This window comes from Alteromonas sp. IB21 (genome assembly GCF_016405965.1).
Classification (GTDB): domain Bacteria; phylum Pseudomonadota; class Gammaproteobacteria; order Enterobacterales; family Alteromonadaceae; genus Alteromonas.
This window is the reverse complement of record NZ_JAEFCD010000030.1, coordinates 1-25,083: the sequence shown is the minus strand read 5'-3', so window position 1 is coordinate 25,083 and position 25,083 is coordinate 1. Positions and strand designations below refer to the sequence as shown.

Annotated in this window: 9 protein-coding genes and 1 pseudogene; 4 read left to right on the top strand and 6 right to left on the bottom strand. The window is 42.6% G+C overall.

Features of this window, described 5'->3' with window-relative positions:
- Positions 1 to 67: 67 nt before the first annotated feature.
- Positions 68 to 12,016 carry an Ig-like domain-containing protein gene (locus JC525_RS16950; protein WP_198816886.1) on the bottom strand — a complete coding sequence of 3,983 codons (11,949 nt, stop codon included), beginning with the start codon at positions 12,014 to 12,016 and terminating at the stop codon, positions 68 to 70.
- 429 nt (positions 12,017 to 12,445) lie between these two features.
- On the opposite strand from JC525_RS16950, the gene JC525_RS16945 reads away from it, so the two are divergent.
- Positions 12,446 to 13,411, top strand: a complete 966-nt coding sequence (locus tag JC525_RS16945) for a hypothetical protein (protein WP_198816883.1) — start codon at positions 12,446 to 12,448, stop codon at positions 13,409 to 13,411.
- 70 nt (positions 13,412 to 13,481) lie between these two features.
- On the opposite strand, the gene JC525_RS16940 is transcribed toward JC525_RS16945, so the two are convergent.
- The 4 genes from JC525_RS16940 to gmd form a co-directional block, all read right to left on the bottom strand.
- Positions 13,482 to 14,516, bottom strand: coding sequence for a hypothetical protein (locus tag JC525_RS16940; RefSeq protein ID WP_198816882.1), 1,035 nt, complete (start codon positions 14,514 to 14,516; stop codon positions 13,482 to 13,484).
- 85 nt (positions 14,517 to 14,601) lie between these two features.
- On the bottom strand, positions 14,602 to 15,369 hold the full coding sequence (locus JC525_RS16935; protein WP_198816881.1) for a capsular biosynthesis protein: 768 nt from the start codon (positions 15,367 to 15,369) through the stop codon (positions 14,602 to 14,604).
- A gap of 18 nt (positions 15,370 to 15,387) precedes the next feature.
- Positions 15,388 to 16,986 carry a hypothetical protein gene (locus JC525_RS16930; RefSeq protein ID WP_198816880.1) on the bottom strand — a complete coding sequence of 533 codons (1,599 nt, stop codon included), beginning with the start codon at positions 16,984 to 16,986 and terminating at the stop codon, positions 15,388 to 15,390.
- Positions 16,987 to 17,150: 164 nt separating this feature from the next.
- Positions 17,151 to 18,266: a GDP-mannose 4,6-dehydratase gene (gene gmd, locus JC525_RS16925; protein WP_198816879.1), complete on the bottom strand. Its 1,116-nt coding sequence runs from the start codon at positions 18,264 to 18,266 to the stop codon at positions 17,151 to 17,153.
- A gap of 248 nt (positions 18,267 to 18,514) precedes the next feature.
- Between gmd and JC525_RS16920 the strand changes: the two are divergent.
- The 3 genes and pseudogenes from JC525_RS16920 (at position 18,515) to JC525_RS16910 (ending at position 23,180) form a co-directional block, all read left to right on the top strand.
- Positions 18,515 to 19,622 (top strand): annotated as a pseudogene (locus JC525_RS16920) (IS3 family transposase).
- 609 nt (positions 19,623 to 20,231) lie between these two features.
- On the top strand, positions 20,232 to 21,668 hold the full coding sequence (locus tag JC525_RS16915; RefSeq protein WP_198816878.1) for an MBOAT family O-acyltransferase: 1,437 nt from the start codon (positions 20,232 to 20,234) through the stop codon (positions 21,666 to 21,668).
- A gap of 6 nt (positions 21,669 to 21,674) precedes the next feature.
- The gene (locus JC525_RS16910; RefSeq protein ID WP_198816877.1) at positions 21,675 to 23,180 is read left to right on the top strand and encodes an alginate O-acetyltransferase AlgX-related protein; all 1,506 of its coding nucleotides are present in this window, start codon (positions 21,675 to 21,677) and stop codon (positions 23,178 to 23,180) included.
- A gap of 294 nt (positions 23,181 to 23,474) precedes the next feature.
- Here the strand turns inward: JC525_RS16910 and tnpC are convergent, their stop codons facing one another.
- Positions 23,475 to 24,983: an IS66 family transposase gene (tnpC, locus tag JC525_RS16905; protein ID WP_198816876.1), complete on the bottom strand. Its 1,509-nt coding sequence runs from the start codon at positions 24,981 to 24,983 to the stop codon at positions 23,475 to 23,477.
- Between the last annotated feature and the right edge of the window lie 100 nt (positions 24,984 to 25,083).

Below are 25,083 nucleotides of genomic sequence, written 5' to 3'. Positions count from 1 at the left end.
ATTTCTCCCAGTGCAGTATTTGCACCGCCTACATTTTATTGTCAGTTCAATTAGCTTTGTGCTCACATTATTTTTTAACGTTCGACCACACCCTTTTACACCCTCGCCCGTCAAGCATTCGATACAACAAAAACATAAACAACATCAACATCAATCCTAGTGACATACTACCGCCGCTTGATTTGCTTACTGGTTTAATTACTCGCACAGTTAATACAGCGCTGGCCTCGTTAACACCGTCTGTAATGGTATAGTCAACAATAGCAGTACCAATGAAGCCAGTTGATGGTGTGAACACTAAATTGCTGCCCTGAATACTCACAGCTCCATCCGAGGCAGTGGCACTTACGATAGAGAGTTCGTCACCATCAGGGTCTGAATCGTTCGCCAACACATTCACAGAAACCGCTGTATTTTCATCTGTACTCGCGGAGTCGTTTTGAGCCTGTGGAGGCTCATTCGCTTTTGCCGAAACCGTAACCCGCACATTGGCTTCGTCCACACTTCCTTTTTCATCTTCTACGCGGTAAGTAATGGTTGCTAAACCGATGCTTTCGGGCTGAGGAGTAAACACTAGTTGATTATCTACTATATCTACCGTACCTGTATCCGTTTGTGCACTAGAAATAGTTAACATATCACCGTCGGCATCACTGTCATTGGCTAATACATCTATTGTAACCGCTGTTTCATTGTCTGTTTCGGCCAAATCGTTTTGCGCTTCGGGAACATTGTTTACATTAGCAAGTACATTAGCTAATGTGGAATCCACCCCACCCTTACCATCTGAAATTGAATACACAACAGTATCGCTACCAGAAAAGTTATCGGGGGATACATAAACAATAATATTGTTTTCTAGGCTTACTTCTCCCAGATAAGCATTCACCGAAACAATGGATAACACATCGCCATCTGCATCGGTATCATTTTCCAATACGTTCAAGACTCCGTTGTCACCTGTTCTAATTGAGAGCGTATCTTCATTTGCTATTGGTTTCGTGTTATCGCTTGTAACAATAGCAAGCCTTGATGGGTCTGCAATGCTTCCATTGGCTATGCCATCGTCATCATTCGGGCCGCCGTCGCTTATTGTTAAACGAACACACCAATCTCCCGCGTTTAAGCCTTCAGTCCAAGCTGCAGAAGAAGGGGCTGGGCAGACTCCTTGCTCGCCTTTAGCTGAATGAATTGTGTCGTTGTTACCATTAATTACAAACTCGTTCCAGCTCATCTGGGCAGCGTTATATTTGCGATAACGTGCATTACTGGGAATGACATTTTGCTGAGGTATAACCAAGCGGTAAGAAGCGCCTTTGTTTGGCAAACCGCTTATTACAAAGTCGATTGTATAGCCGATACTGGTAAACCCTTCATCAGACGGTACGCTACTCTCTTCTACAACAACACCATTCGCTCTGTTGCTAGCTGCGGTGTTGCCAATTCTTAGGCAGGCCCCTGCATCTCCTTCAATAAAGAAGTTAGGCGCGTTAGCCGTGCCGGTAGGTTGCACGTTACATGCCCCGACAGCATCTAAATAATTTGCAATACCGTCACCGTCATCATCGCCATATCCTTCTTGGCTATCAGGCACACCATCACCATCTGTATCCTCTTCAGATAACTGGGGCGGTGCGAGATCTAGCATCATAGCGATTTCTGCCACGCTGACTAAACCAGCTTTATCAGCAACTTCTGCTCTAACGTGGTACAGGCCAGCGTTTAGAGAGCTCGGTGAAAAACTAAACACAGTATCAGAGGTCGATACATCTAAGGCGGTTAATTCACTCGACGTTCCACTCCAGTCTATGTAATCGATATCATCAATTTCTTTGTTAGCAATTGAAAGTGTTACATCTACCGTGCCTAGTTGAGGGTAAATAGTGGTTACTTGCACATTACTTTGTACTGCTGACAACGCTAATTCTGGCTCTACACTTCCCTCTACAATGGTAAGTATGTGCTGTGCGTTCCCCACATTTAGCGATGGTTGAAGGGTAACGACTAACGTCTCTTCACCTTCGATAATAGCATCAGCTTTCGTATCTACCGTTAATGAAGCTGATGTACCACTCTCTATGACTAGTGTTCCGCTAGATAGGTTATGATCATTAATGTCGCTGGTTCCAGAAACCGTGTAAGGAATATTTATTGGGTACAACGGAGCCTCTCCATTTAAGAAGACATTAATTGTAGCCTGTCGGCCTTCTTCTGCACGCTGCGCAGCTTCAATGCTAACCATTGGATTGACAGTAACAAGTTGTGACTCTTGCTGTACCTCTTCACCTTTTTGCGCTTGCCACACCACGGTATGTTTGCCTGGGGTGAAGAAAGGCGGCGTTTGCAACGATACTGGAATAGTGTTGTTGAAGTTATCGGTTGCCGTTGCCTGCCCCAACGCAACGCGTGTTATCAATCCAGTCGCATTAACATTAATATCTTCTGGCACACTTAGTGTAATAGTAGAATTGCCGCCATTACTCGCTGTTACTGTAACAAGAACCTGTGCAGATGCAGTTAAACGCTCACTATCGGCAACGGTGTAATTAATAATTGCAACACCTGTAAAATTACTTGGCGCAAAATAGTTTAGCTCGTCATTGGAAACCTCAACCGTTCCTTGACTTACGGTTGCCTGCACAATGGTTATACTTTCATCTTCTACATCGCTATCGTTCTCAAGCGCTGAAATGATAACGGACTGTCCTTGCGCTACTGTCGCTTCATCATCTGTGGCTATTGGTGCATCGTTCACTGACTCTATGTTAATAGCGATAGTGGCTGGCGCAGACGTGTATTCACCATTACTTGCGGTAAATTCGAAGCTATCAGTTCCAAAATAATTTGCGTTAGGGGTATAGGTTACATTTGGCAAACTACCGGATAGTACTCCAGATTGCGGCTGCTGCACTATTTCATAAGCAAGCGGTAAATTGTTGGGGTCGGTGGCTTGTGCCGATATGGATACCGTCTCGTCCTCATTGGCTTGCACGTTTGCATTAAACGCCGTAGGTGTGAGCGATGCGGTACTAATTACTTCAATAGAGAACGGCGATAATCGAGCGCTTAATCCTTCTTCGTCACTGACTGTTATTAGTATATTTTCGTATAAACCCGCGTCAGTCTCTGCTGGCGTACCAGTTAACTCTCCCGTACTAGCATCAAACGCGCCCCATACCGGTTTATTTTCAATGCTAAACGTTAACACGCTGCTGTCTATATCAGATGCCGAAGGTTTAAATTGATAGATATTTCCTGAAATTATTGAGGTTCTTGGCGTACCAGCAATAGTAGGGGCATCGTTAACTGGAGCTACACTAACAGAAACTAAAGCTGCATTTGACGTATCGCCACTGGTATCTTTAACAGTATAAGTAAAGCTATCCTCTCCAAAAAAGTTTTCGTTAGGTGTATAGGTAATTAATCCATCAGCACCGGCTTGTGCCATACCGTTTGTGGCGGGCACCACAATATTTATGCTTGCTGGGTTTAATACTCGAGTAGGATCACCGTCGTTAGCTAAGACGTTTACGGCAACTGCATTGTCTTCTTGTGTTTCTGCATTGTCGTCGTTAGCAACCACGCCCGTAGACTGCAACTGTAACACTACCGACACTGTTGCAACGTTAGACAACGCGCCTTCGGTATCAGCCACTTGATAGGTAAATGTATCAGTTTCGTCTGAGGCAGTATCGAAAGGCGTATAAATCAATGAACCAGTTTGAGTATCTACCTCTATTTCGCCGTATTCGGCAGGTGAAAGTACAGTAACACTTTCAATGTCTATCTTGTTAGTTGGTTGTTCTGCACTATCAGGGTCGAGATCGTTATCAGTTACGTTCAGAATTGAGGGTGAGCGCACAGATAAAGTGAAGCTGTCATCAGCAGCCTGTGGCGCATCATTCACTGGCAGAATTTCAATGGTGACAGTAGCGAGGTTAGACATTAAACCCTCACTGTCTTTTACGCTGTAGCGCAACGTGTCAGTACCGAAACTATTTAAGTTTGGTGTATAGGTTATTTCACCCGTATTGCCATCTACCGTTGCATTACCTAGTTGCCCCTGCTGAGCAATGGTTACACTTTGGGTATCTATTTCTCCTTCGCCGTCAGTATCGTTCGCAGTAACCGCTATAACAACCAACTCATCTTCAATGGTTGTTGCGCTGTCGTCATTTGCAACCGGCGCATCGTTAACGCCTCCCACAGATACCGTTACCGTTGCGGTATTACTAACAGCACCCAAGGTATCTTTCACGGTATAGCTAAAGGTATCAGCTCCAAAGAAATTCACGTCGGGAATATAAATTACCTGCCCAACTTGTAACTCTGAATTTTCTTGGGCGGTAGCTTCATCAACGATAGTAACTACACCAGAACCAGGCTGAACTTCTATAACAATAGATGTGGGGTCGATGATGTTAGATTCTAAATTACTGCTTTCATCCACATCAGCATCGTTTTCTAAAATTGTGATAACGAGCTGTTGCTCTTCTTCTGTAGAAACACTATCACTTACCGCCTCGGGCGCATCGTTTACAGGGTTTACTGTAATAGCCACGGTTGTTGGAGCTGAAACACTACCCTGCGTATCAGCAACCGTATATGTAAAGCTATCAGAACCGTTAAAATTAGCCGTAGGAGCATAAGTAACAATGCCTGTTTGGGTGTTTACAATCGCAGTACCATTGAGAGGCGCTGTATCAATCGACAAACTTGCGACATCTAAATCGTCTTCCTCTTCGCGGTCATTAACAAGTACATCTATCGCTATTTCGCTATCTTCATCTATCGTAGCCTCATCGTTATTAGCGCTAGGAGGCTCGTTAGCAGTAATAAATATTAAGCTTTCACCTGACAGACCTTGCCAAGCATTGCCGGCAATATCAATAACGCTATCACTATCTACAATCAGACGATACTGCTGGTTTTCCTCTAAAAGGCTGGCAAAGTTAATAGTAATACTACTGGATACTTTCGTTACCGAATTACCCAATAGGGATAGTGTTTCAACAAGCTGGTCACTGCCTACATTAATTAATTGTATATTACCGCCAACTATGTCGACGGTCTCATCGAAGCGCAGCTCTACTGTTAACCGAGAGACGGCAACATTATTAGCGTTGTTCTGTGGCGTAGAGCTTATTAACGTAGGGGCCTTCGCATCATAATTTACGGTAAAGGTCGCTGCGGCGGAATTTCCATTGCCAGCGCTGTCTTCTGCAGCATCGGCCGCGACATTAATAGTAACTTCACCATCGTTCACCGGCGAAATAAGCGCAGTATATACAGACGCACTGACTACTCTAAATGCACTAACAGACGCATTAATTGCACTAATATCTGTTGGTTCAAAACCCGTCACATCCTCACTGAATGTGAATGTTGCTGTAAATTCACTATTGATAACTTCAGCGATAGTGTTGGCAGTAATGGTGACACTCGGTGTGCTGCCATCGTTTTCAATAGTAAATTGTTCGGCTGCAATATTATTATTTCCTGCGAGATCTTGAGCAACGTTAGCCGGTACATCAACCGTGACGATACCATCACTCGTTGGCGTGATGGTCGCGGTGTAAACCGATGCACTGCTAGCCGCAAAATTACTCACACCTGCATTGGTGGCTGCAATACTTGCTGCAGTAAAGCCCGTTACGTCCTCACTAAAGCTGAAAGTAGCGGTAAAGGCACCATTGGTAGTAGCACCTGATAAGTTTGATGTGATGGTGACTGATGGCGCTGTACCATCAAATGAGGCACTAAACTGCGTTGCCGCGGTACTGTTATTGCCCGCGGCATCCTGTGCCACGTTAGCGGGTACATTAACCGTAACTGTTCCATCACTACTTGGCGTAATAGTAGCGGTGTAAACCGATGCACTGCTAGCCGCAAAATTACTCACACCTGCATTGGTGGCTGCAATACTTGCTGCAGTAAAGCCCGTTACGTCCTCACTAAAGCTGAAAGTAGCGGTAAAGGCACCATTGGTAGTAGCACCTGATAAGTTTGATGTGATGGTGACTGATGGCGCTGTGCCATCAAATGAGGTGCTAAACTGCGTTGCCGCGGTACTGTTATTGCCCGCGGCATCCTGTGCCACGTTAGCGGGTACATTAACCGTAACTGTTCCATCACTACTTGGCGTAATAGTAGCGGTGTAAACCGATGCACTGCTAGCCGTAAAATTACTCACACCTGCATTGGTGGCTGCAATACTTGCTGCAGTAAAGCCCGTTACGTCCTCACTAAAGCTGAAAGTAGCGGTAAAGGCACCATTGGTAGTAGCACCTGATAAGTTTGATGTGATGGTGACTGATGGCGCTGTGCCATCAAATGAGGTGCTAAACTGCGTTGCGGCGGTGCTGTTATTACCTGCTGCATCTTGTGCTGCGTTAGCGGGTACATCAACCGTGACTGTACCATCACTCGTTGGCGTAATCGTTGCTGTGTAAACCGATGCGCTATTGGCTGAGAAGTTACTGACATTGGCGTTATTTGTTGCTACATCGGCAGCCGTAAAGCCGGTGACATCTTCACTAAACGTAAAGGTAGCCGTAAATGCACCATTGGTAGTGGCGCCTGATAAGTTAGATGTAATCGCCACCGACGGCGCTGTACTATCGAATGAGGCACTTAACTGCGCCGCCGCTGTGCTGTTATTACCTGCAGTATCTTGTGCTGCGTTAGCGGGCACATCAACCGTGACGGTACCATCACTACTTGGCGTAATAGTAGCGGTATAAACCGATGCACTAGTAGCTGAGAAGTTACTAACATTGGCATTGCTTACCGCAATATTGCCCGCCGTGAAACCTGATACATCCTCGCTAAACGTAAAGGTGGCCGTAAACGCTGCGTTCGTATTGGTACCGGTAAGGTTTGAGCTAATTACCACCGATGGCGCAGTACCATCGAATGTAGTAGTTAGCTGATTTGCCACGGCGCTGTTATTACCCGCTGCATCTTGTGCTGCATTGGCTGGCACATCAACCGTAACGGTGCCATCGCTCGTCGGCGTGATGGTAGCCGTATAAACCGAGGCACTATTGGCTGAGAAGTTATTAACACTCGCATTGCTTGTAGCAATATCACCCGCCGTGAAACCCGATACATCCTCACTAAACGTAAAGGTTGCTGTAAACGCTGCGTTCGTATTGGTACCGGTAAGGTTTGAGCTAATTACCACCGATGGCGCAGTGCCATCGAATGTAGTAGCTAGCTGATTTGCCACGGTGTTGTTGTTACCGGCTACATCTTGTGCTGCATTGGCTGGTACATCAACCGTGACGGTGCCATCGCTCGTTGGCGTAATAGTCGCTGTGTAAACTGCGGCACTGGTTGCATTGAAATTACTGACACTGGCATTGCTTGTAGCAATATCGCCCGCCGTGAAACCCGATACATCCTCACTAAAGGTAAAGGTAGCCGTAAACGCTGCGTTCGTATTGGTACCGGTAAGGTTTGACGTAATCGCCACCGATGGCGCAGTGCCATCGAAGTTCGTGGTAAATTGTAATGCAGCCGTATTGTTATTGGCCGCGGTATCTTGTGCTGCACTGGCTGGTACATCAACAGTGACGGTGCCATCGCTCGTTGGCGTGATAGTCGCTGTGTAAACTGCGGCACTGGTTGCATTGAAGTTACTGACATTCGCATTGCTTGTAGCAATATCACCCGCCGCAAAACCCGATACATCCTCGCTAAACGTGAAGGTGGCCGTAAATGCTGCGTTCGTATTAGCGCCAGTAAGGTTTGAGCTAATTACCACCGATGGCGCAGTGCCATCGAAGTTAGTGGTGAGTTGTAATGCAGCCGTGTTGTTGTTGGCCGCGGTATCTTGGGCTACGTTTGCTGGTACATCAACCGAGACGGTGCCATCGCTAGTCGGCGTGATAGTAGCCGTATAAACCGAGGCACTATTGGCTGAGAAGTTACTAACATTCGCATTGCTTGTAGCAATATCACCCGCCGTGAAACCTGACACATCCTCACTAAACGTGAAGGTAGCCGTAAACGCTGCGTTCGTATTGGTACCGGTAAGGTTTGAGCTAATTACCACCGATGGCGATGTGCTATCGAATGTAGTAGTTAGCTGATCTGCCGCGGTGCTGTTATTGCCCGCAGTATCTTGTGCTACGTTTGCTGCTACATCAACCGTGACGGTGCCATCGCTCGTTGGCGTGATAGTCGCTGTGTAAACTGCGGCACTGGTTGCATTGAAATTACTGACACTAGCATTGCTTGTAACAATATCGCCAACCGTGAAACCTGATACATCCTCGCTAAACGTAAAGGTGGCCGTAAATGCATTATTGGTGATGGCACCGGATAAGCTGGAGCTTATAACCACTGACGGCGAGCTTGTGTCAAACGTAGTAACAAATGGTGTTGCGGCTGTGTTGTTATTCCCTGCTGTATCTTGCGCCACACTGTTATTTATATTTATTGTTACCGCTCCATCAACACTCGGAGTAATCACAGCAGAGTACACAGAATTACTAACCGCATTGAAGCTGCTTACTGAGGCATTAGACGCACTAATATCAGATTCCACAAACCCTGCAACATCTTCACTAAACGTGAAAGTAGCAGTAAAAATATTGTTTGTTGCACTTCCCGAAATACTTGAGGAAATAGCAACCGTTGGGTTGGTAGCATCGTAAGTCGCTGCAAACTGCGCTGAGCCAATATTACCGTTATTTACGCTATCAACAGCAGCACCACCTGCTATGTCTATAGTTACGGCACCGTCGGTAACGGGTGTAATTGTAGCGGTGTACTCTGTAGTGTTAAGCGCATTAAAGTTACTAACGTTTGCGTTGCCCGCATCTATATCTTGTTCTGTAAAACCCGTTACATCTTCACTAAACGTGAACGTGGCGGTAAAACTACTGTCATTAAATACGCTACCTGTAAGCGACGAAGTAATAGCGACTGTGGGCTGTGTATTATCAACAGAGAACGTATTGGAAGGACCAACGCTACCAGCAAGCTTAGTAACGTTTCTTGCTGTATTTTCACCAATACTGATGCCTAATGTTCCATCACCCGTAATATTTGAGAGAGTAACAGTAGCAGCTGTGGTATCGCCATCGTCTACAGATATTGTGGCATCTGCAGTACCGGTTTTATTTAATGTAATGGCTGATGCCGTTAAATTAACCTGAGTTACATTGGAATAAGTTACCGTGTAGGTTACCGAGGCCGTTGCAGTTTCTGTTGCACTAGGGGATGAGATAACAATGCTAGGATCGGCTATTGTTGGCGTTGATTCATAAGTTAACGTTAGAGCGCTGGCCGCAGGGTTCTTAACGGTGCCATCTATAGCGTCGTCTACTGAATTAGCGGGCAAGTTAACAGTTACATCGCCATCTGCACTAGGTGTTATATCGACAGAATACGAACTACCGCTTCCTTGTAAGTTAGACGCACTGCCGTTAGAAATCACAAAATCTGACTCTTCTAAGCCAACCACATCCCGACTAAAGAAAACATCAACGGGGATGGGGTTTAATGAGGTAGGATTACTTGCGGTAGTGCTTAAATTTACCGTTAGCGTCTCAACAGTGAGCGTTGTACTCATATTGCCAGCAGTTGTATTTGCGGAATCGACGGTAGCACTAACATCGGAACTTACTGAGTTATAAGTGCCTACTGATGCGCCTGCGGGCACGGTTACTAGAATGTCAAAAGTACAAGATTCAGCCGGCTGTAACTCACCACCAGTAAATATTAAGAAACTGGTGCCTGAAATTGAAGAGCTTACACCACAAGGATTAACTGGTAAGGGGCCTGATGATTGAAGGCCTGAAATCACTGAGCTTAAATTGTCGGTAAACGAGATAGATGATGCAGCACCTGCACTCGCAGAATTCGACAGGGTGTATCGTAAAGTAGACGTACTTCCTGGTAACACAGGATCGGTTAAGAATATTTTTGTGGCTGTTAAACCAGAAATTAACAGGTCTTGGCTAACCGCTGCATTTACAACAGCGTTACTGCTTACAGTACCGCTAACACCGCTGGAAGTTAAAGTTACGGTTCCACTTGGGGCTGAACTCGGAACTTTCAGGGAAACTGAAAAACTGCATGAGTCGCCAGGTGCTAAGGTACCACCTGCAAACGTAACAGTAGAAGTACCAGATAGACTGGAGCCAGTACCACATATATCGTTTTGAGGTAGGCTTTCTGAAACCAGCCCAGCCAGAGCACCATTTAAATCTGCGGTAAAGCCAACGGCTGTAACATCAGCAGCAGCGTTGTTTCCATAATTTAGCGTAAAGGTAGCCGTCACATTATCATCGGGTAAAACAGAAGATGAGGACAATGCAATACTAAGAGCGGGGGCTGTATTAAGCGTAAGCGTATCTGAAGCTGAATTTCCAAATAGTTGCTGTCCATCCACTGTGCCGCTAACAGCGTTAGAAGTAAAAACATACTCTCCTGGTGCTCCACTTGATGGCAGGGTAAACACCACATCAAAAGTACAGCTGGCACCAGCGGCAAGCGACGCCCCACTCATAGCAAACGCGAACGCATCATTTACAAAAATTTGTGTAAATGTAGAGCCACTGCCACAAGAGTTAGCTGCAGGTAAGGTTTTAATAACCGTTCCTGAAACAAATGCACTATGTTCCAGTTGAAGACTTCCGGCACTCAAGTTATTTACCGTATCGGTATTTGTAACTGTAAAGCGCGTGGTTACGTCACTGCCCAAGGTTACTGTATCATCTAGAAACTCCATAGCGACCGTTGGGGCGTTATAAATATTCAGCGTACTTGTGACCGCAGGGCTGGTTGTCGGCGAGCCATCTAAGTTGTAAGAAATAACACTTGTAGTATTAGCATAAGAACCCGCAGCTGCATTTGCAGGAATTAATACCGACACTTCAAAAGTACAGCTTTCACCAGATGCCAAGCTAACGCCTGCAATAGAAAGTGTAGAAGAACCAGTAGCTGTAGAGCCTGCTCCACAAAAACCATCTCCGGGAAGTTGTGAGACAGCCAGTCCGCTCAAGGTAGCATTTAAATCACTGGTGAAATTGAGGTCTGTTATGGTTTGGTTTCTATTGCTATTTAGCAGTGTAAGTGTAAAGGCCACGGGAGTGCCAGGTAAAGCGGATGCAGGAAACGTCGCATTTAGAAAAGTAGGCTCAACAATTAGTGCTGCACTTCCAGCACTCGCTGTATTAGGAACAAAAGTTCCTTGCTTGTAGTACGTCAGGTCGCTGGGGCTTATGCTATAGGTCCCAACATTCTCTGATGTAATATCGACGGAGATAGTACAAGACGCACCAGCTACAACACTTATATTGGAAGCGTTTATCGTGCTTCCCGATACATCTAACACCCCTCCACAGTCTGAGGCTGAATTAGGCTGTGAAGATACAACAACCCCTGTTGGCAAGGTTGTTCTGAAAGTAGTAGCGAAGATATTTGATGCATTAGCGGTATTATCGATTTCAAAGCTAACTCGACTTAAGCCACGAGATAAAATTGAAGTAGGTGTTAAGCTTACAGAGAATGCAACTTCAGGGCTTTCTACCGTTAAATTACTGCTGGTTGAACCACTATTCCCGCCAGAGCTTGTTAAATCTCCCGTCGTATTGACATATGTTCCGGCGACTGTGCTGGTTACATCAACTGAAATTTCACAAACGGTGCCTATTCCCAAGCGGTCAAGCGTATAGCTTATGCTACTCCCTCCCCCCGCAGCAGTTAATACACCACCGCAGCTGTCTGACGCATTAACTACAGAGGCTAATATTACGTTTGCCGGCAAATTATTTGAAAAGTTTACACTGCTGACGGGTGTATCGTTCGAAGCGTTATCAATAATGTAAGTAAGCGTTGATGTAGCATTAGGCGCTATGGTTGATGGAGAAAAAGAAGAAGAAAACGTGGGTGTACCCGCGTAAACTTTCCCTCCACAGGCAAAGAATAAAGCCACTGTAAAAAAAGCACACAGGTAATGATTACCCAACCTAGAGAATCGGCGTGAAACAACCTGCATCATGTTGAATTCCATTTTTAAAAGTGGGCTATTAACGCACAGAATCAATATGTTTTAATTTTGTATACCTTGGTGAGCAAACTAGACCATGGACTTAGAGTCATAGTGTGATTAAGAACTAGCTGTTTTTCTGACCATTAGTAAGCTGTAGATATTGAACGACGCGTTAATTTATTTTCATTTTGATTTAGAGTAGTCTGCTTATTAACGACTTACAAGAACAACGCTCACTTATTAGTCAATTTAAAAAAGATTTAGACTAAATGATTAGAAGGCTATGCCATTTAGCATGTTACTAATAATTACAGCAATAGAGTCTAGGCCCCTTTAAGATTGAACAATGTTTTGCATTGCGCAAAAACTGCTGTGTTGTTAGATTCAATAGAACAACGATTCACTTCTTGCGGTGAGCATAAGCGGAAAGCGATATCCATGCAGTTAAAAAACCTTTTTTTTACAAGCCTTTTAGTGTGTTTAACTGCGTGTTCATCAACCCGCAATCTGGAAAGTAATGCTCCTCAAGTTGAAACTGACCAGCCTCAGCGCTTTATTTTAAATGATGGGCTGCAGGTAAGTTTAATTCCTCCTGCTGGGTTCACACTTACACCAGAGCATTACGGCTTTGCCCAGCCAGAAAGCTTTTCGAGAATTAAAGTGTATGAAGTTGAGGTGCCATACAAAACCTACACAACCCGAATAACAAAAGAGAACATGGCTGAAAACAAGCTTCAATGGGTAGAGCAAAAAGACGTTGAAGTGGCTAGCGCTGTGTGTAAATTAACAGTGTTAAAGCAAGCCATAGCAGGCACGATCTTTGACAAACAATTACTTGTTTGTGGTGATAATCTCTCGTCAGTAGTTGTGGAAGCAAGCTACCCTGAAAGTGCAAACAAAGTTCACCGCCAGGCTATTTTCGATTCAATGATAACCTTGAATGTAAACACCGATGAAAATTTGCGCATCTTTACGGGGCTTCCTTTCAAACTAAATGCCACACCTGGCTTTAAAATAACGAAACGATTTGCAAACTCCATTGTATTGCAGTCATTAGAAGATAACGCCGAAGAAAGTTCGTCAGATAAGGGCATTGTGGTAATTAGCCATGGTACAACAGATGCGACATCCATTGACGAGCTGGCAATAAACCTTATAACAAAGGGCCATCCACCAGAAAACATCGAAATACTTACCAATAGTGCGAGTAAATTAGACGGTATTCCCGCGCTTACAACCAGCGCCTATACAAAGAATAGAAAAGGCGAATCTGTCTGGATAAAACAAACATTAAGTTATCAGAACAAGCGTTTTTTACTTTTTCAAAGTAGAGTACTACAGCACAAACAATCAGTCTTTGAAGAGCAGGTAAAAGCTTTAATTGAGCAGTTTGAATTTAAGTGAATTTTAGCTAAAAACACAGATTGGTGGGGGCCATGTGCTTCAATGCAAGAAGGCAATTTATCCTCGAATTTTAATCTCTGAGCAAGTTCGTATGATAGCCCGCTGCATTCAATAATGGAATTAAATGAGGAAGCAGTGCCTCATAACTCTCCTTTTCAATGTATTTGCGATTCTTCAGTTTTATAATGAACGATTGTGGTATATCTAGTTTGTAGGGAGCTGACTGCTCAGATATCATCTTTGCCGCATTGGCAAAATTACCATTTTGAATTTCAAAACAAATTGAGTCTAGATTCTCATAAAGCCTAAATGGATCCAAAGGTATCCAAGGTTTTCGAAGGCTCTTAAACATTAGCCCTTTACTTAAAATAAAATGTAAGAAAGCTGACTCACATGGAAATTTTGTGTCTAATTCAACAAGTCGAAAAAACAGCGTATCTCGAGATTTATAATTTTCTATCTCGCCCCAACACTCCTTCAGCACATTTTCTAATTCTGCTCTATTAGCTGGATTTCCAACCAGCTCCTTGGGAAAAGGAGAACGCGCTAGCCCCGCTGCGCCGAGATCGCATTGACTAAGGTCAGGGCATTTAAAAGGCCAATATTGGTCAAGACGATCGAAGTAACATGGCAATATGTAAAGATAGAAGCTAGCCCATATTTCTGCTAACTTCCTTCCGCCGCCATAAAACATATCTGTCTGCATGTAAATGAATCGATCTTCCGTGTCAGACTGTTTGAATAAATCAATATCAAACCTGATATCAACATCCCAGTCAGACCTTATTTTGTAAACTGTTTTATATGGAACCCCTCTTTTCTCCTCAACTTCTTTTAATCTTAAATAGCCAATATACGCTTTATGCATTTGTAACGCGTGGGGTATGTTCAGTTCCTCAGCGTAAAATTTGTGGTGACTATCAAAATCGAAGAGGTCGTCTACATATATAACCTCTTTTGGAAAGCCAAGATAAGCAACGCTTGGAGAGAACTTTCTCTCAGTGACAACGAAAACATCATATTCCTCACAAATCATTTGCAGCGTAGATTGATTTTCTTTTGCTAACCGCAGTTCACCAACTAATAAAATTGCGTGCTTTTTCAAGGAAACCTCATTATTAATTAAATATTTATGATCGACTTAGCTAGACAAAAAAGGTGCTCAAATTGGCACTAAAATAGTATTTACGTTACCGTTCTTTCGACAAATTAGATTCGTATCTATAATCTTTCAATAGAAATTCATTATACTCATCTGGTACACCACAAAAAATTACTTGGCTAGTATCTATCACTGAAAACCTCACATTACCTCCGGCCTGAATAAGGTAATTGTACATTGGAGCAATATAGTGTTCCTTTCCATCAAGTTCGGATAATGGGGTATTTTTTAGTTTTTGATAAGCCTTAAAGTACAAATGACTATTTTTCCACATGTAAAGCCCCGTGCAACAAAACTTTGATAGTTCTTTTTTTTCAGCTGTCATTGCTACACGAAAGTTTTCGAGTGAAGAAGGAACAACATTGCTCCAATTTGAACCACTACCCAAAAACGTTTCTAGGTAACCATCTACTTTCTCAACGTCGAAATTTTTAGGCAGTTGAAAGCCTGGACGAAACGTATCTATATTAAAAATAAAAATCCTTTCGTTGTAATCCACTTCTGACTTTTTCAGTCCGAGAAATACAGTTTCCGCTTGCCCTGAGGTTGGCATCTCTAAACAGGCTATTTCGTAATCAGATATACCTAATAAATTTACTTTTTCGTGTATAAATTCTACTGTTTCATGAGTATTTAAGCAGATAAATAAAAACTTCTCAGACTTGAAGAAATGCTTAAAGCTCAAAACGGAATGCTCAAAAAGGGTCAGCCCATGCGCTTCCAGCATGTACTTTGGAAGTTTAAATCCGGCATTTGAAAAACGACTAGAAAGTCCAGCCATAGGAATTACAATCATTTCTAATTCAATTTTCCTTTATTTATCCGCGCACATTAATTTCTCATAAAATCGCGCTGCATTCGCTATCATTGCTTTTTGATGTGCAGGGCGATCGGAATGCAGGGGTAACATCGATAAGAAAAGATGTATATTAATAGCTATCATTTCTTTCTCTGAATAACCCGAACCTTTAAGAACAAACTCATTGAACAGTTTTTCAAGCTCAAAGTGACTTTCTGAGTTGTGCAGTTCAAGTTCAAAAAAACTCTTATCACTTGAATATTTAAGTTCAAAACGGTCTGCTATAATTAAATCATAGAATCCTACCGCTGAATGATAAAGCTTTGCAAAATCATATCGCCGATCGCCATAAATAGAGAGATTACCATCCCCATCAAAGCCACGCGGGTCGATCATTTTAATAGATTGAGAACGACTATCATATAATAGGTTACTAAAACAAAAATCACCGTGTATTAGCCCTATATCCCCTTGAGTTGGCTCATTGATATATGTATTGGCGTTTATCGCCATTTCAGTCAAAGAAACCATGGAACCGCCAGGGCAAAGATTCAAGGGCTCATGGATATTGAAACCAGTCTCCTCTGAAAATTCGGTCAAACGTTTCAATGTTTTTTCCAAATATAAACCGTTTAGCTTCTCAGGCGATACCGACTCTGGAGAAAACTTAGAGAATTTTTCTAAAATTTCAACCGCAGCTTTGAATATTTGTTTCCAAGCACCCAATCCAATTTTGCCAAAAACAAAAAGATCACTAAGAGGAAGTAAGTAGAGATATTCCAAGCTATACCTTGTTACTGAGTCTCCATCTCTAATTTTAGATATTAGCTTTGGAGTATTAACTGTTAATTCGGAAGGCAAGCTCTCGAACCAGTTTACTTCAGCAGTTATTTTAAAGGTGTTCCCGCTACTCTTGTGGACCAAACGTGGAGTAATTGTCATCTCGTTGAACGAGCGTTGCGTAGTCATTTCAGTTCTAGAGCGAAAGAAGCTATTCAAATGACCGAAATCGTACCAGCGACCTATGGTTAAAGGACTCAAACCTATTTTTTGACTGTAATGCTGCAACGCATTAAGGAAGCTCCCATTAAACTTATCAATTCCTTCCATCAATATCTGCGGTCTTTGGAAAGAAAAAAAGCCTGAGACGACTAAATCATCATCTGACGCCCAAACATCTTCAAAACCATCAGCAAACTTTTCATTTTCAACAACTTTAGCACGCTGATAGTAGCCACTGTTCCTATGCAGACTAATGTAGTTTGACGCTATATCTGGTATTTCAGAAAATAACGTGTCTCCGTGCAAAATCGTGAGACTATCATAAGCTTTACACGTTGCATTCCAACAATAAAGGATGGATTCGCCTAAAGAAATATCATCAGGCACTTTAATTAAGCGAGCGCCATTTGATTCGATTTTTAATAGATCTGCCGATTCTATTTTGTAGGAGGCTGGAACAGAGATGTAGATATCTGCTCCTAAGCTTGAGCAGAGCTTTATTTGATGTTCAAACAGACGTCGATTGGATAAAGGTAAAAAACTGGGCGGTAGAATACCGATTTCTGAAGAAAACTCCTGACTTATGTAAGCCCCAGATGTGATAAGTATCATTTTGCTTCACTATTTCTTATTTTTAAGCAACCACATTTTGCTTTCACGTTGGGGCTGTCTTGCGAGCTATATTAGTGCCGTTTATACAAATGTAGGCTTATTTGATAAATCTCTTTTCACTTAAACAAAACATTGGGAGGACATACCCCCCAAAAAATTAGGAATTACTCTTTCGCAACAGCCACAGAATAACCATGCTTTTTCAATAGCGCATGCTGCTTGGCTTTACCTAGGTCGTGTGCAACCATTTCTGCGCACATTTCTTCAACGGTAATTTCTGGTACCCAGCCGAGCTTTTCTTTGGCTTTTGTTGGGTCGCCGAGCAGCGTTTCTACTTCAGCAGGGCGGAAGTAACGAGGGTCAACTTCAACAATAATATCGCCTACTTTTACGCCAGGTGCAGTTTCGTTATCTACTGCTGTTACCGTTGCAACTTCTTTCACGCCTTCACCGGTAAACTCAACGGTAATACCAGCATTCTCTGCAGACATACGTACAAATTCACGCACTGAAATTTGCTTGCCTGTAGCAATAACAAAGTCTTCAGGTTTATCTTGCTGAAGCATCATCCACTGCATACGCACATAGTCTTTGGCATGGCCCCAGTCGCGAAGCGCATCCATGTTGCCCAAATAAAGCTTAGACTCTAAACCTTGCGCAATATTGGCAATACCACGTGTTATTTTGCGGGTAACAAAGGTTTCACCACGTCGCGGCGACTCATGGTTAAACAAAATCCCATTACACGCATAAATGCCGTAAGACTCGCGGTAGTTAACTGCGATCCAATAGGCATACATTTTTGCAACTGCATAAGGCGAACGCGGGTGAAACGGCGTGGTTTCCTTTTGTGGAATTTCTTGCACTTCACCGTAAAGCTCAGACGTAGAAGCCTGGTAAAACTTGGTTTTCTTTTCAAGCCCTAAAAAGCGAATAGCTTCTAACAAACGCAGCGTGCCCATAGCATCCACATCTGCAGTGTACTCAGGAGCCTCAAAAGATACCGCCACGTGCGACTGTGCGCCAAGGTTATACACTTCGTCTGGCTGCACTTCTTGCATAATGCGGATAAGGTTTGAAGAATCCGTCAAATCACCATAGTGCAAAATGAAGTTGGCGTTTTCTACATGTGGATCTTCATAAATATGGTCAACACGTTCTGTGTTAAATAAAGAAGCACGACGCTTGATACCGTGAACTTCATATCCTTTTTCTAATAAAAACTCGGCTAAATAAGAGCCGTCCTGGCCGGTTACACCGGTAATAAGTGCCTTTTTCATAAAGTTTTTCCAATAATATTTATATACTACTCCCATAAGTTTATAGTAACAGTTAGTAATATTGAATGCTTCTGATTTAGTTCCACGCGAATTCGGGCATAGCTACTGTTTAAAATAATGCTCGACTGCATTGCTTATCAAGTTAAATTATACCTGATTAATAAGTAATTAAATGGTTTTGTCCACTTCCTTTAAACTGAGACAGATTTAATTGGAGTTTTCTGCAATCATTAATGCAGGAAACGACTATGAAAAAATCATGCTACACAGAATCCCAGATCATCGGGGTGTTAAAAGAAGTTGATGCAGGTATGAAGGTTGAGGAAGTCTGCCGTCAGCACAGTATCAGCAGCGCAACCTATTACAATTGGAAGTCTAAGTACGGTGGCATGGAAGCGTCTGACATCAAACGATTGAAAGAGCTTGAAGAGGAAAATGCCAAGCTTAAAAAGATGTTTGCAGATGTCAGCTTAGAAAATAATGCCATTAAGGAGCTTGTCGCAAAAAAGGATTGGTGACAGCAAAGAAACGAGAGTGCGTTAGCATCCTAGTTGATGCGGGGTTAAGTATCGTAAAGGCCTGTTTGTTTGTTGGTATTGGACGTGCGACCTTTTATCGTCCCGAGAGAAACTGGCGCAAAGCGGATGCTGCTGTCATTGATGCCATCAATGCGGTTTTGGAAAAGTCGCCACGAGCAGGCTTCTGGAAGTGTTTTGGCCGAATGCGGTTCAAAGGCTTCCCTTCAACCACAAGCGCGTCTATCGCGTTTACTGCCAGATGGGATTGAATCTGAGCCGCAGAACTAAACGGGTACTGCCCAAACGAATAACCCAGCCATTAGAAGTGCTGGAACAGGCAAACCATCAATGGACGTTGGACTTTATGCATGACACGTTATATTGCGGGAAACGATTCAAAACACTGAATGTGGTGGATGAAGGCACGCGGGAGTGCCTTGCTATTGAAGTCGATACGTCTTTGCCTGCTGGCCATGTAGTTCGCGTGTTAGAACAACTTAAGACTGAGCGTGGATTACCAACTCAGCTGCGTATGGATAATGGCCCAGAGCTAATTTCGGCGACGCTGACAGATTGGTGTGAAACCAATGGTATTGAACTGGTATATATCCAGCCAGGTAAGCCACAGCAAAATGGCTTTGTTGAACGTTTTAATGGTTCATTCCGCAGAGAGTTTCTAGACGCTTACTTGTTTGAAAATCTCAATCAGGTGAGAGGCATGGCTTGGTTCTGGCGTCTGGATTATAACGAAGAAAGCACACATGAAAGTCTGGGTAACCTGCCTCCGGCAGCTTACCGAGCAAAGTTAGAAAGCTCTAATTTAACACTGTCTCATTAATGGGGAAGTGGACATAACGACCTCGATGTGTTCGAGTCATGTGATGACTAGTCTTGATGAACTCAGCAAGCCAGAGCCGAACATCAAGCAAAATACCATTAAAGTTTACTAAGAGCTTGGTCGGATTATTGGACGCTTAGGTTACAATCGTAAATTTGTTTTATACCATTTTTCGTATTAGAATCTGTTTGCATTTTTTAGCAGGCTTTGAGTCGTGATGAAAGTTTTTGCTACTCCATCACCAAACGGTGTAGCTGTAAATTCACAATGCAAGCTGACAAGCTTGGTATGAGAACAACGTGACCAAAGTTAATTCAATATCATTGGAAGGTAATGAAGTTGTGGTTTTAAATTCGATAGCATAGCGTTTAATTTGCACAGGTCAAATACACCGCAAATGACTCGTATAAATGAAACGGTGGTTGCGGTTCTTTACTTTGCCAACAAATGGCCCGTATTTTAAAGAGTAATCAATATAAGGTCAGTCTCGTCATTAAAAACAAGAACGCGAGATACCCAGGTTACTTTTCATAACATTAACACTCATCAATTGATTGAAACAATTAATAGGAAAAACAGTGGAAGTACGTTGTAGTAAGGTGGTAACTAATGCTATTTAGCTCAACCGACTTCATATTTGTTTTTTTCCCCCTAGCTGTTTTATCTTATTACGTTGTAGGCGCTTACAAGTCTAAATATCGAAATTACAGTTTGGTGTTTTTTTCTCTATTTTTCTATGCTTATTGGAAAGTTGAGTATCTTCCTATTTTAATTGTTACGATTCTCGTCAATTTTGCCTTTGGCAGACTAATATCTATTGACGAGGAGAAAAAGAACTCAAAAATATTCCTTTTTATCGGTATTTCCCTCAATGCTTTTCTACTTGGAACTTTCAAATATTTTGATTTTTTTACAGAAAACTTCGGTTACGTCAGTGGAGTGGAATTTGAACCAGTAGACCTGATATTGCCTCTGGCAATAAGTTTCTTTACCTTTCAGCAAATAGCATTTCTTGTTGATTGTTACAAAGGCGAAGCCGAAAATTATACTTTGACTGAATACTTCCTTTTTGTGAGCTTTTTTCCTCAACTTATCGCAGGACCAATTGTACATCACAAGCAGATGATGCCACAGTTTTCTGATCCAGCCAGCTCAAGCATCAATTTTGATAATATAACTAGGGGGCTTATCATATTCTCAATAGGCCTTTTTAAAAAGATTGTAATAGCTGACCATTTTGGAGCCTATGTTGACGCAGGTTACTCTGAAATAAATGCCCTCAACAGTATTGGTGCATGGTCTGTTTCTTTGTCTTACACTGTACAGTTGTATTACGATTTTTCAGGTTATTGCGATATGGCGATTGGGACTGCATTGTTTTTTAACATTAAACTCCCTATAAACTTCAATAGCCCTTACAAGGCCCTAAATATCCAAGATTTTTGGCGTCGATGGCATATTACATTATCTAACTGGCTACGAGATTACATCTATATTCCACTTGGCGGTAGCCGAAATGGCTCTTTAAGTACATATCGAAATCTCTTTCTAACGTTTTTATTTGGTGGGTTTTGGCACGGGGCTGGTTGGGGCTTCATTTTTTGGGGTATGGCACATGGCACGGGATTAATCATCCACAGACTGTGGTCGAAGTTTGGATTTGTTCTCCCCAAATTTGTCGCTTGGTTTATAACAATTTTGTATATTCATTTGGCTTGGGTCTTGTTCCGTGCCGAAACACTGCATGACGCCGGTCAAATATATCGCAAAATGTTTGATATTGATTTTAATTTTCAATCAATCAAAAGCTTTTTCGACGGCTATTACTCGCATAGGATGATTGATGAAATTAATTCTCTTTTTGTTTTAATTAGCGCACTTATTCTAATATTTATGTCTGCACTGCTAAGAAATTCAAACGATATATCTGCCAGTTATCGCGGAGCAAGTTACCTACTTGCTATGACGTCTGCAATCGCATTTTCTTTGGGAATTTTTGTGCTTGCTGGCCAATCAAGTCAAGTGTTTTTATACTTTAACTTTTAGATTCCTATGCGCTTTTTAATTTTTTTTGCTATTGTTATTTTCGGATTCTTTGCAATATGGATATCACCCAATCTGTATAGAGAAGATGACTCGGATCTATTTTTTTCTGATCACATGATTGGGTTGAAGAACTATGCCATTTATGAATTGGGAGTGTCTGGCGACCCCAAGAACGTTATAATCGGGCAAGATAATTTCATGTTTCTCGGTGAGAGACATATGAATGCTTATAGTCGATATGCAAACAAAAAAGATGAAACCGCGCTCTTAGACAAATTTTTTACGGCGGCAAATTCACTTCATCGTATATCTCAATCGCATAACCTCCCAATTTTGGTCAATATAGTCCCGTCGAAGGGATCAATTTATTCTGAAAAACTTCCTTCCTTTTTGCGAAACGAAGAAGTTCCCTATTATTACGTAATTGATGCGCTTTCAAAACTTCAAAACCCTAGATTCTTCACCAATAGAAATGCCCTTATCGAACAGAAAGAAGATGGTCACGTATACCATGCTTGGGATTCACATTGGAATGCGAAAGGTGCTTATGTAGGTTATGAAAACCTCATGACAGAGATTAATAGCCATACTTCTCTAGAAATCACATCCACTACGATAGGCACTTTTGAGTATGAAGTACTTCCATACAGTGGGGATTTAAGTCGTATGTTGAAATTAAATCACCTACCCAAAATCATTCAAAATCATTTGCTTCCTTACGGCCCTACAATCAAAAATACTTATATAAAAAAAGACCTAGATGTTTTTCAAAGTATTATCGACAATAATAGCTTTAAAATAGAAAGGGACTCGATTGTCGGTAAAAAAATGCATCGATTGGGAACTAATCACCAGTCAATTCTTACACATACTCCATCAGCATTGAATAAAGTAAATCTTCTATGGTTCACTGATTCTTTCGGGACAAATATGTCACCATTCATGCATGAGACCTTTGTGAACGTGGCTCAAATTCACCCTCGATACCTAACAAACTTATCGCAAATGAAGGCAATAACTGAAGAATTTAGGCCTGAATTAATAGTCATAACTCTAGCAGAGAGGCACTCTTTAGAAATAGTTTCACGAATCGCAGAAATAATTGAGCAAGGCATTGAACAGACTTCTTCTTCTTGCCGGTATAATGAAATGAATATGCACACAGCTACGTTTTCAAATTTAGCCACCAGTGATTATTCCGTGTTCGATGCATTAAACAACGATCCTCATATATTGTTAAACATTAACGTTGATTGTTTGACACCTGCGGTAAGAGTACATATTCAGTCTGAGAAGAGCGATATAATTAAACTTTACCATGCAAAAGCGGGTGAGAAGTTTTTGGAGGATAGAGCGAGAAACATTCCTCTCAAAAAAGGCTGGAATGATGTCTATATAGAGTTTCCAACAGACGTGACACAATTACGAATTGATCCGGTCATGACAAAGGGTTCATTTAGAATATCCACAATATCTTTGATTGGCGCCGATGCGGTTACCGCTGAATACTAATGCTATTTTGTAACAATGTCTCGACATAAATGTTCTGAAGCAAAAAAGCCTGCTACGACTGAATCAACCAGACTTCTCTAGACACTTAATTGCTTTATAATTATGTGTACTAAGGAGAAAAGATGTCTCAGCGTGTACTAGCTCAGACTTGATCTGACAGTTACCCGTTTTTTCAGGTGTCGCTGTCAGTTTAGATTTGAGCTAGATTCTTCTCAGCCCAAGCCTGTTTCCCATCGATTAATGTTTCCAGTGGCGTTCTGCCACTGCACATTTGTGAACGTCCGGTAATCCCACCTAGCGCTTAGCAAACTGCCATGGTAACAGTTGCTCGGTATCGACGTCGGGCTTGCTAAGTTCATCAAGGCAAGTCATCACATACTCGAACACATTAAGGTCGTTGGCTTTAGTGGTTTCGATGATGCTGTAGAGCACGGCGCTGGCGTTTGCGCCCGTGGCGGTTTGACTAAATAGCCAGTTTTTTCTGCCTATGACGAACGGTTTAATCGCGCGCTCAGCGCGATTATTATCGATATTCAGGAATCCATCGAGTGTGTAGCGTGCAAGCTTTTCCCATTGGTTCAAGCAGTATTGTATCGCTTCACCTAATTTGGTTTTCGGTAACACCTGCTGCACTGATTTCATTAGCCATGCGTGAAGCTTATTGAGTAGCGGCAGGCTTTTCTCTTGTCTGGTGAGGTAGCGCACTTCCACTGTTTTATCTTTTAACTGTGTTTCGATGCGGTAGAGTTTTTGGATATGGTTGAGTGCCCAATCCGCTTTGCCACTGCCTTTCTTACCCGCACCTTTCTTCGCTTCCATGAATTTACGACGTGCGTGTGCCCAACAGCTAATGAGTGTGGCTTGCGTTTGCTCGTAGCCTTGATAGCCGTCTACTTGTAGGTAGCCGTTATAGCCTTCAAGGAAGTCTACTGCGCATTGCCCTGCGCGACTATTCTGATAGTCGTACAGCACGATATTAGGTATTTCTGTATCAGGTATATTTCCAGCAGGCGAATCAGCGCCGCTGGCGTACAGCCACATATAGCTATTCGCTTTTTCAGACTCAATAACCTTTAGCGTGGTTTCATCCGCCGCGATAACAGGCTGCTTCAACAGGTGTTGATGAAGCCGCTCGTAAAGCGGTTTAAACAACTCAGCACAGCGGATTATCCAATCCGCCATCGTCTTACGACTTAGTTCAATTCCATGTTGCTTAAACATCGCTTCTTGACGATACAGCGGTAGCCCATACTGATATTTGCTGGTAATGATTTGGCTTAACAAGCTCGGAGTGGAATAACCTTTTGGGATAACACTATGAGGTACGGGCGCTTGTTTAATCGTGTTGCTGATACCGTCTTTCTCACAAGTACGACATGCATACTTGGGGCGAACATGCTCAATCACTCTTACTTGAGCTGGGATAAACTGAAGCTTCTCCGACGTATCTTCACCAATGCGATGTAATTCGCCCGAACAACAGCCACAGATTTTTTCTTCGTCACTAATATCGTGAACAATAACTTCGCGAGGCAGGTCTTTCGGTAGCGGTTTACGTACAGGCTTTTTACGAGTGTAGCTAATCGCTTCTTCAGCTGTTTCAGTTTCAGCCTCAACAACCAATTCTTCCGCTTCATTGAACAACTCACCTTGCCCTGGGTGGCCTTCGGTGCTTTTACCGAACTGCTTGTGCTGGGCAATACGAAACTGCTCTTCAAGGTATTGATAGCGCGACAGCACCTGCGACAACATTTTTTTCAATGTCGCAGGGTCGTCAGGTAAGTTTTCGATATCAATATTCATGACGTTATTATCATGCAATAAATCACTGATTACCCGACATTATTTAGACTATTTCGTGATCGTTAATCGCTACTTATGATCACAGGTTATAAGCCGGATG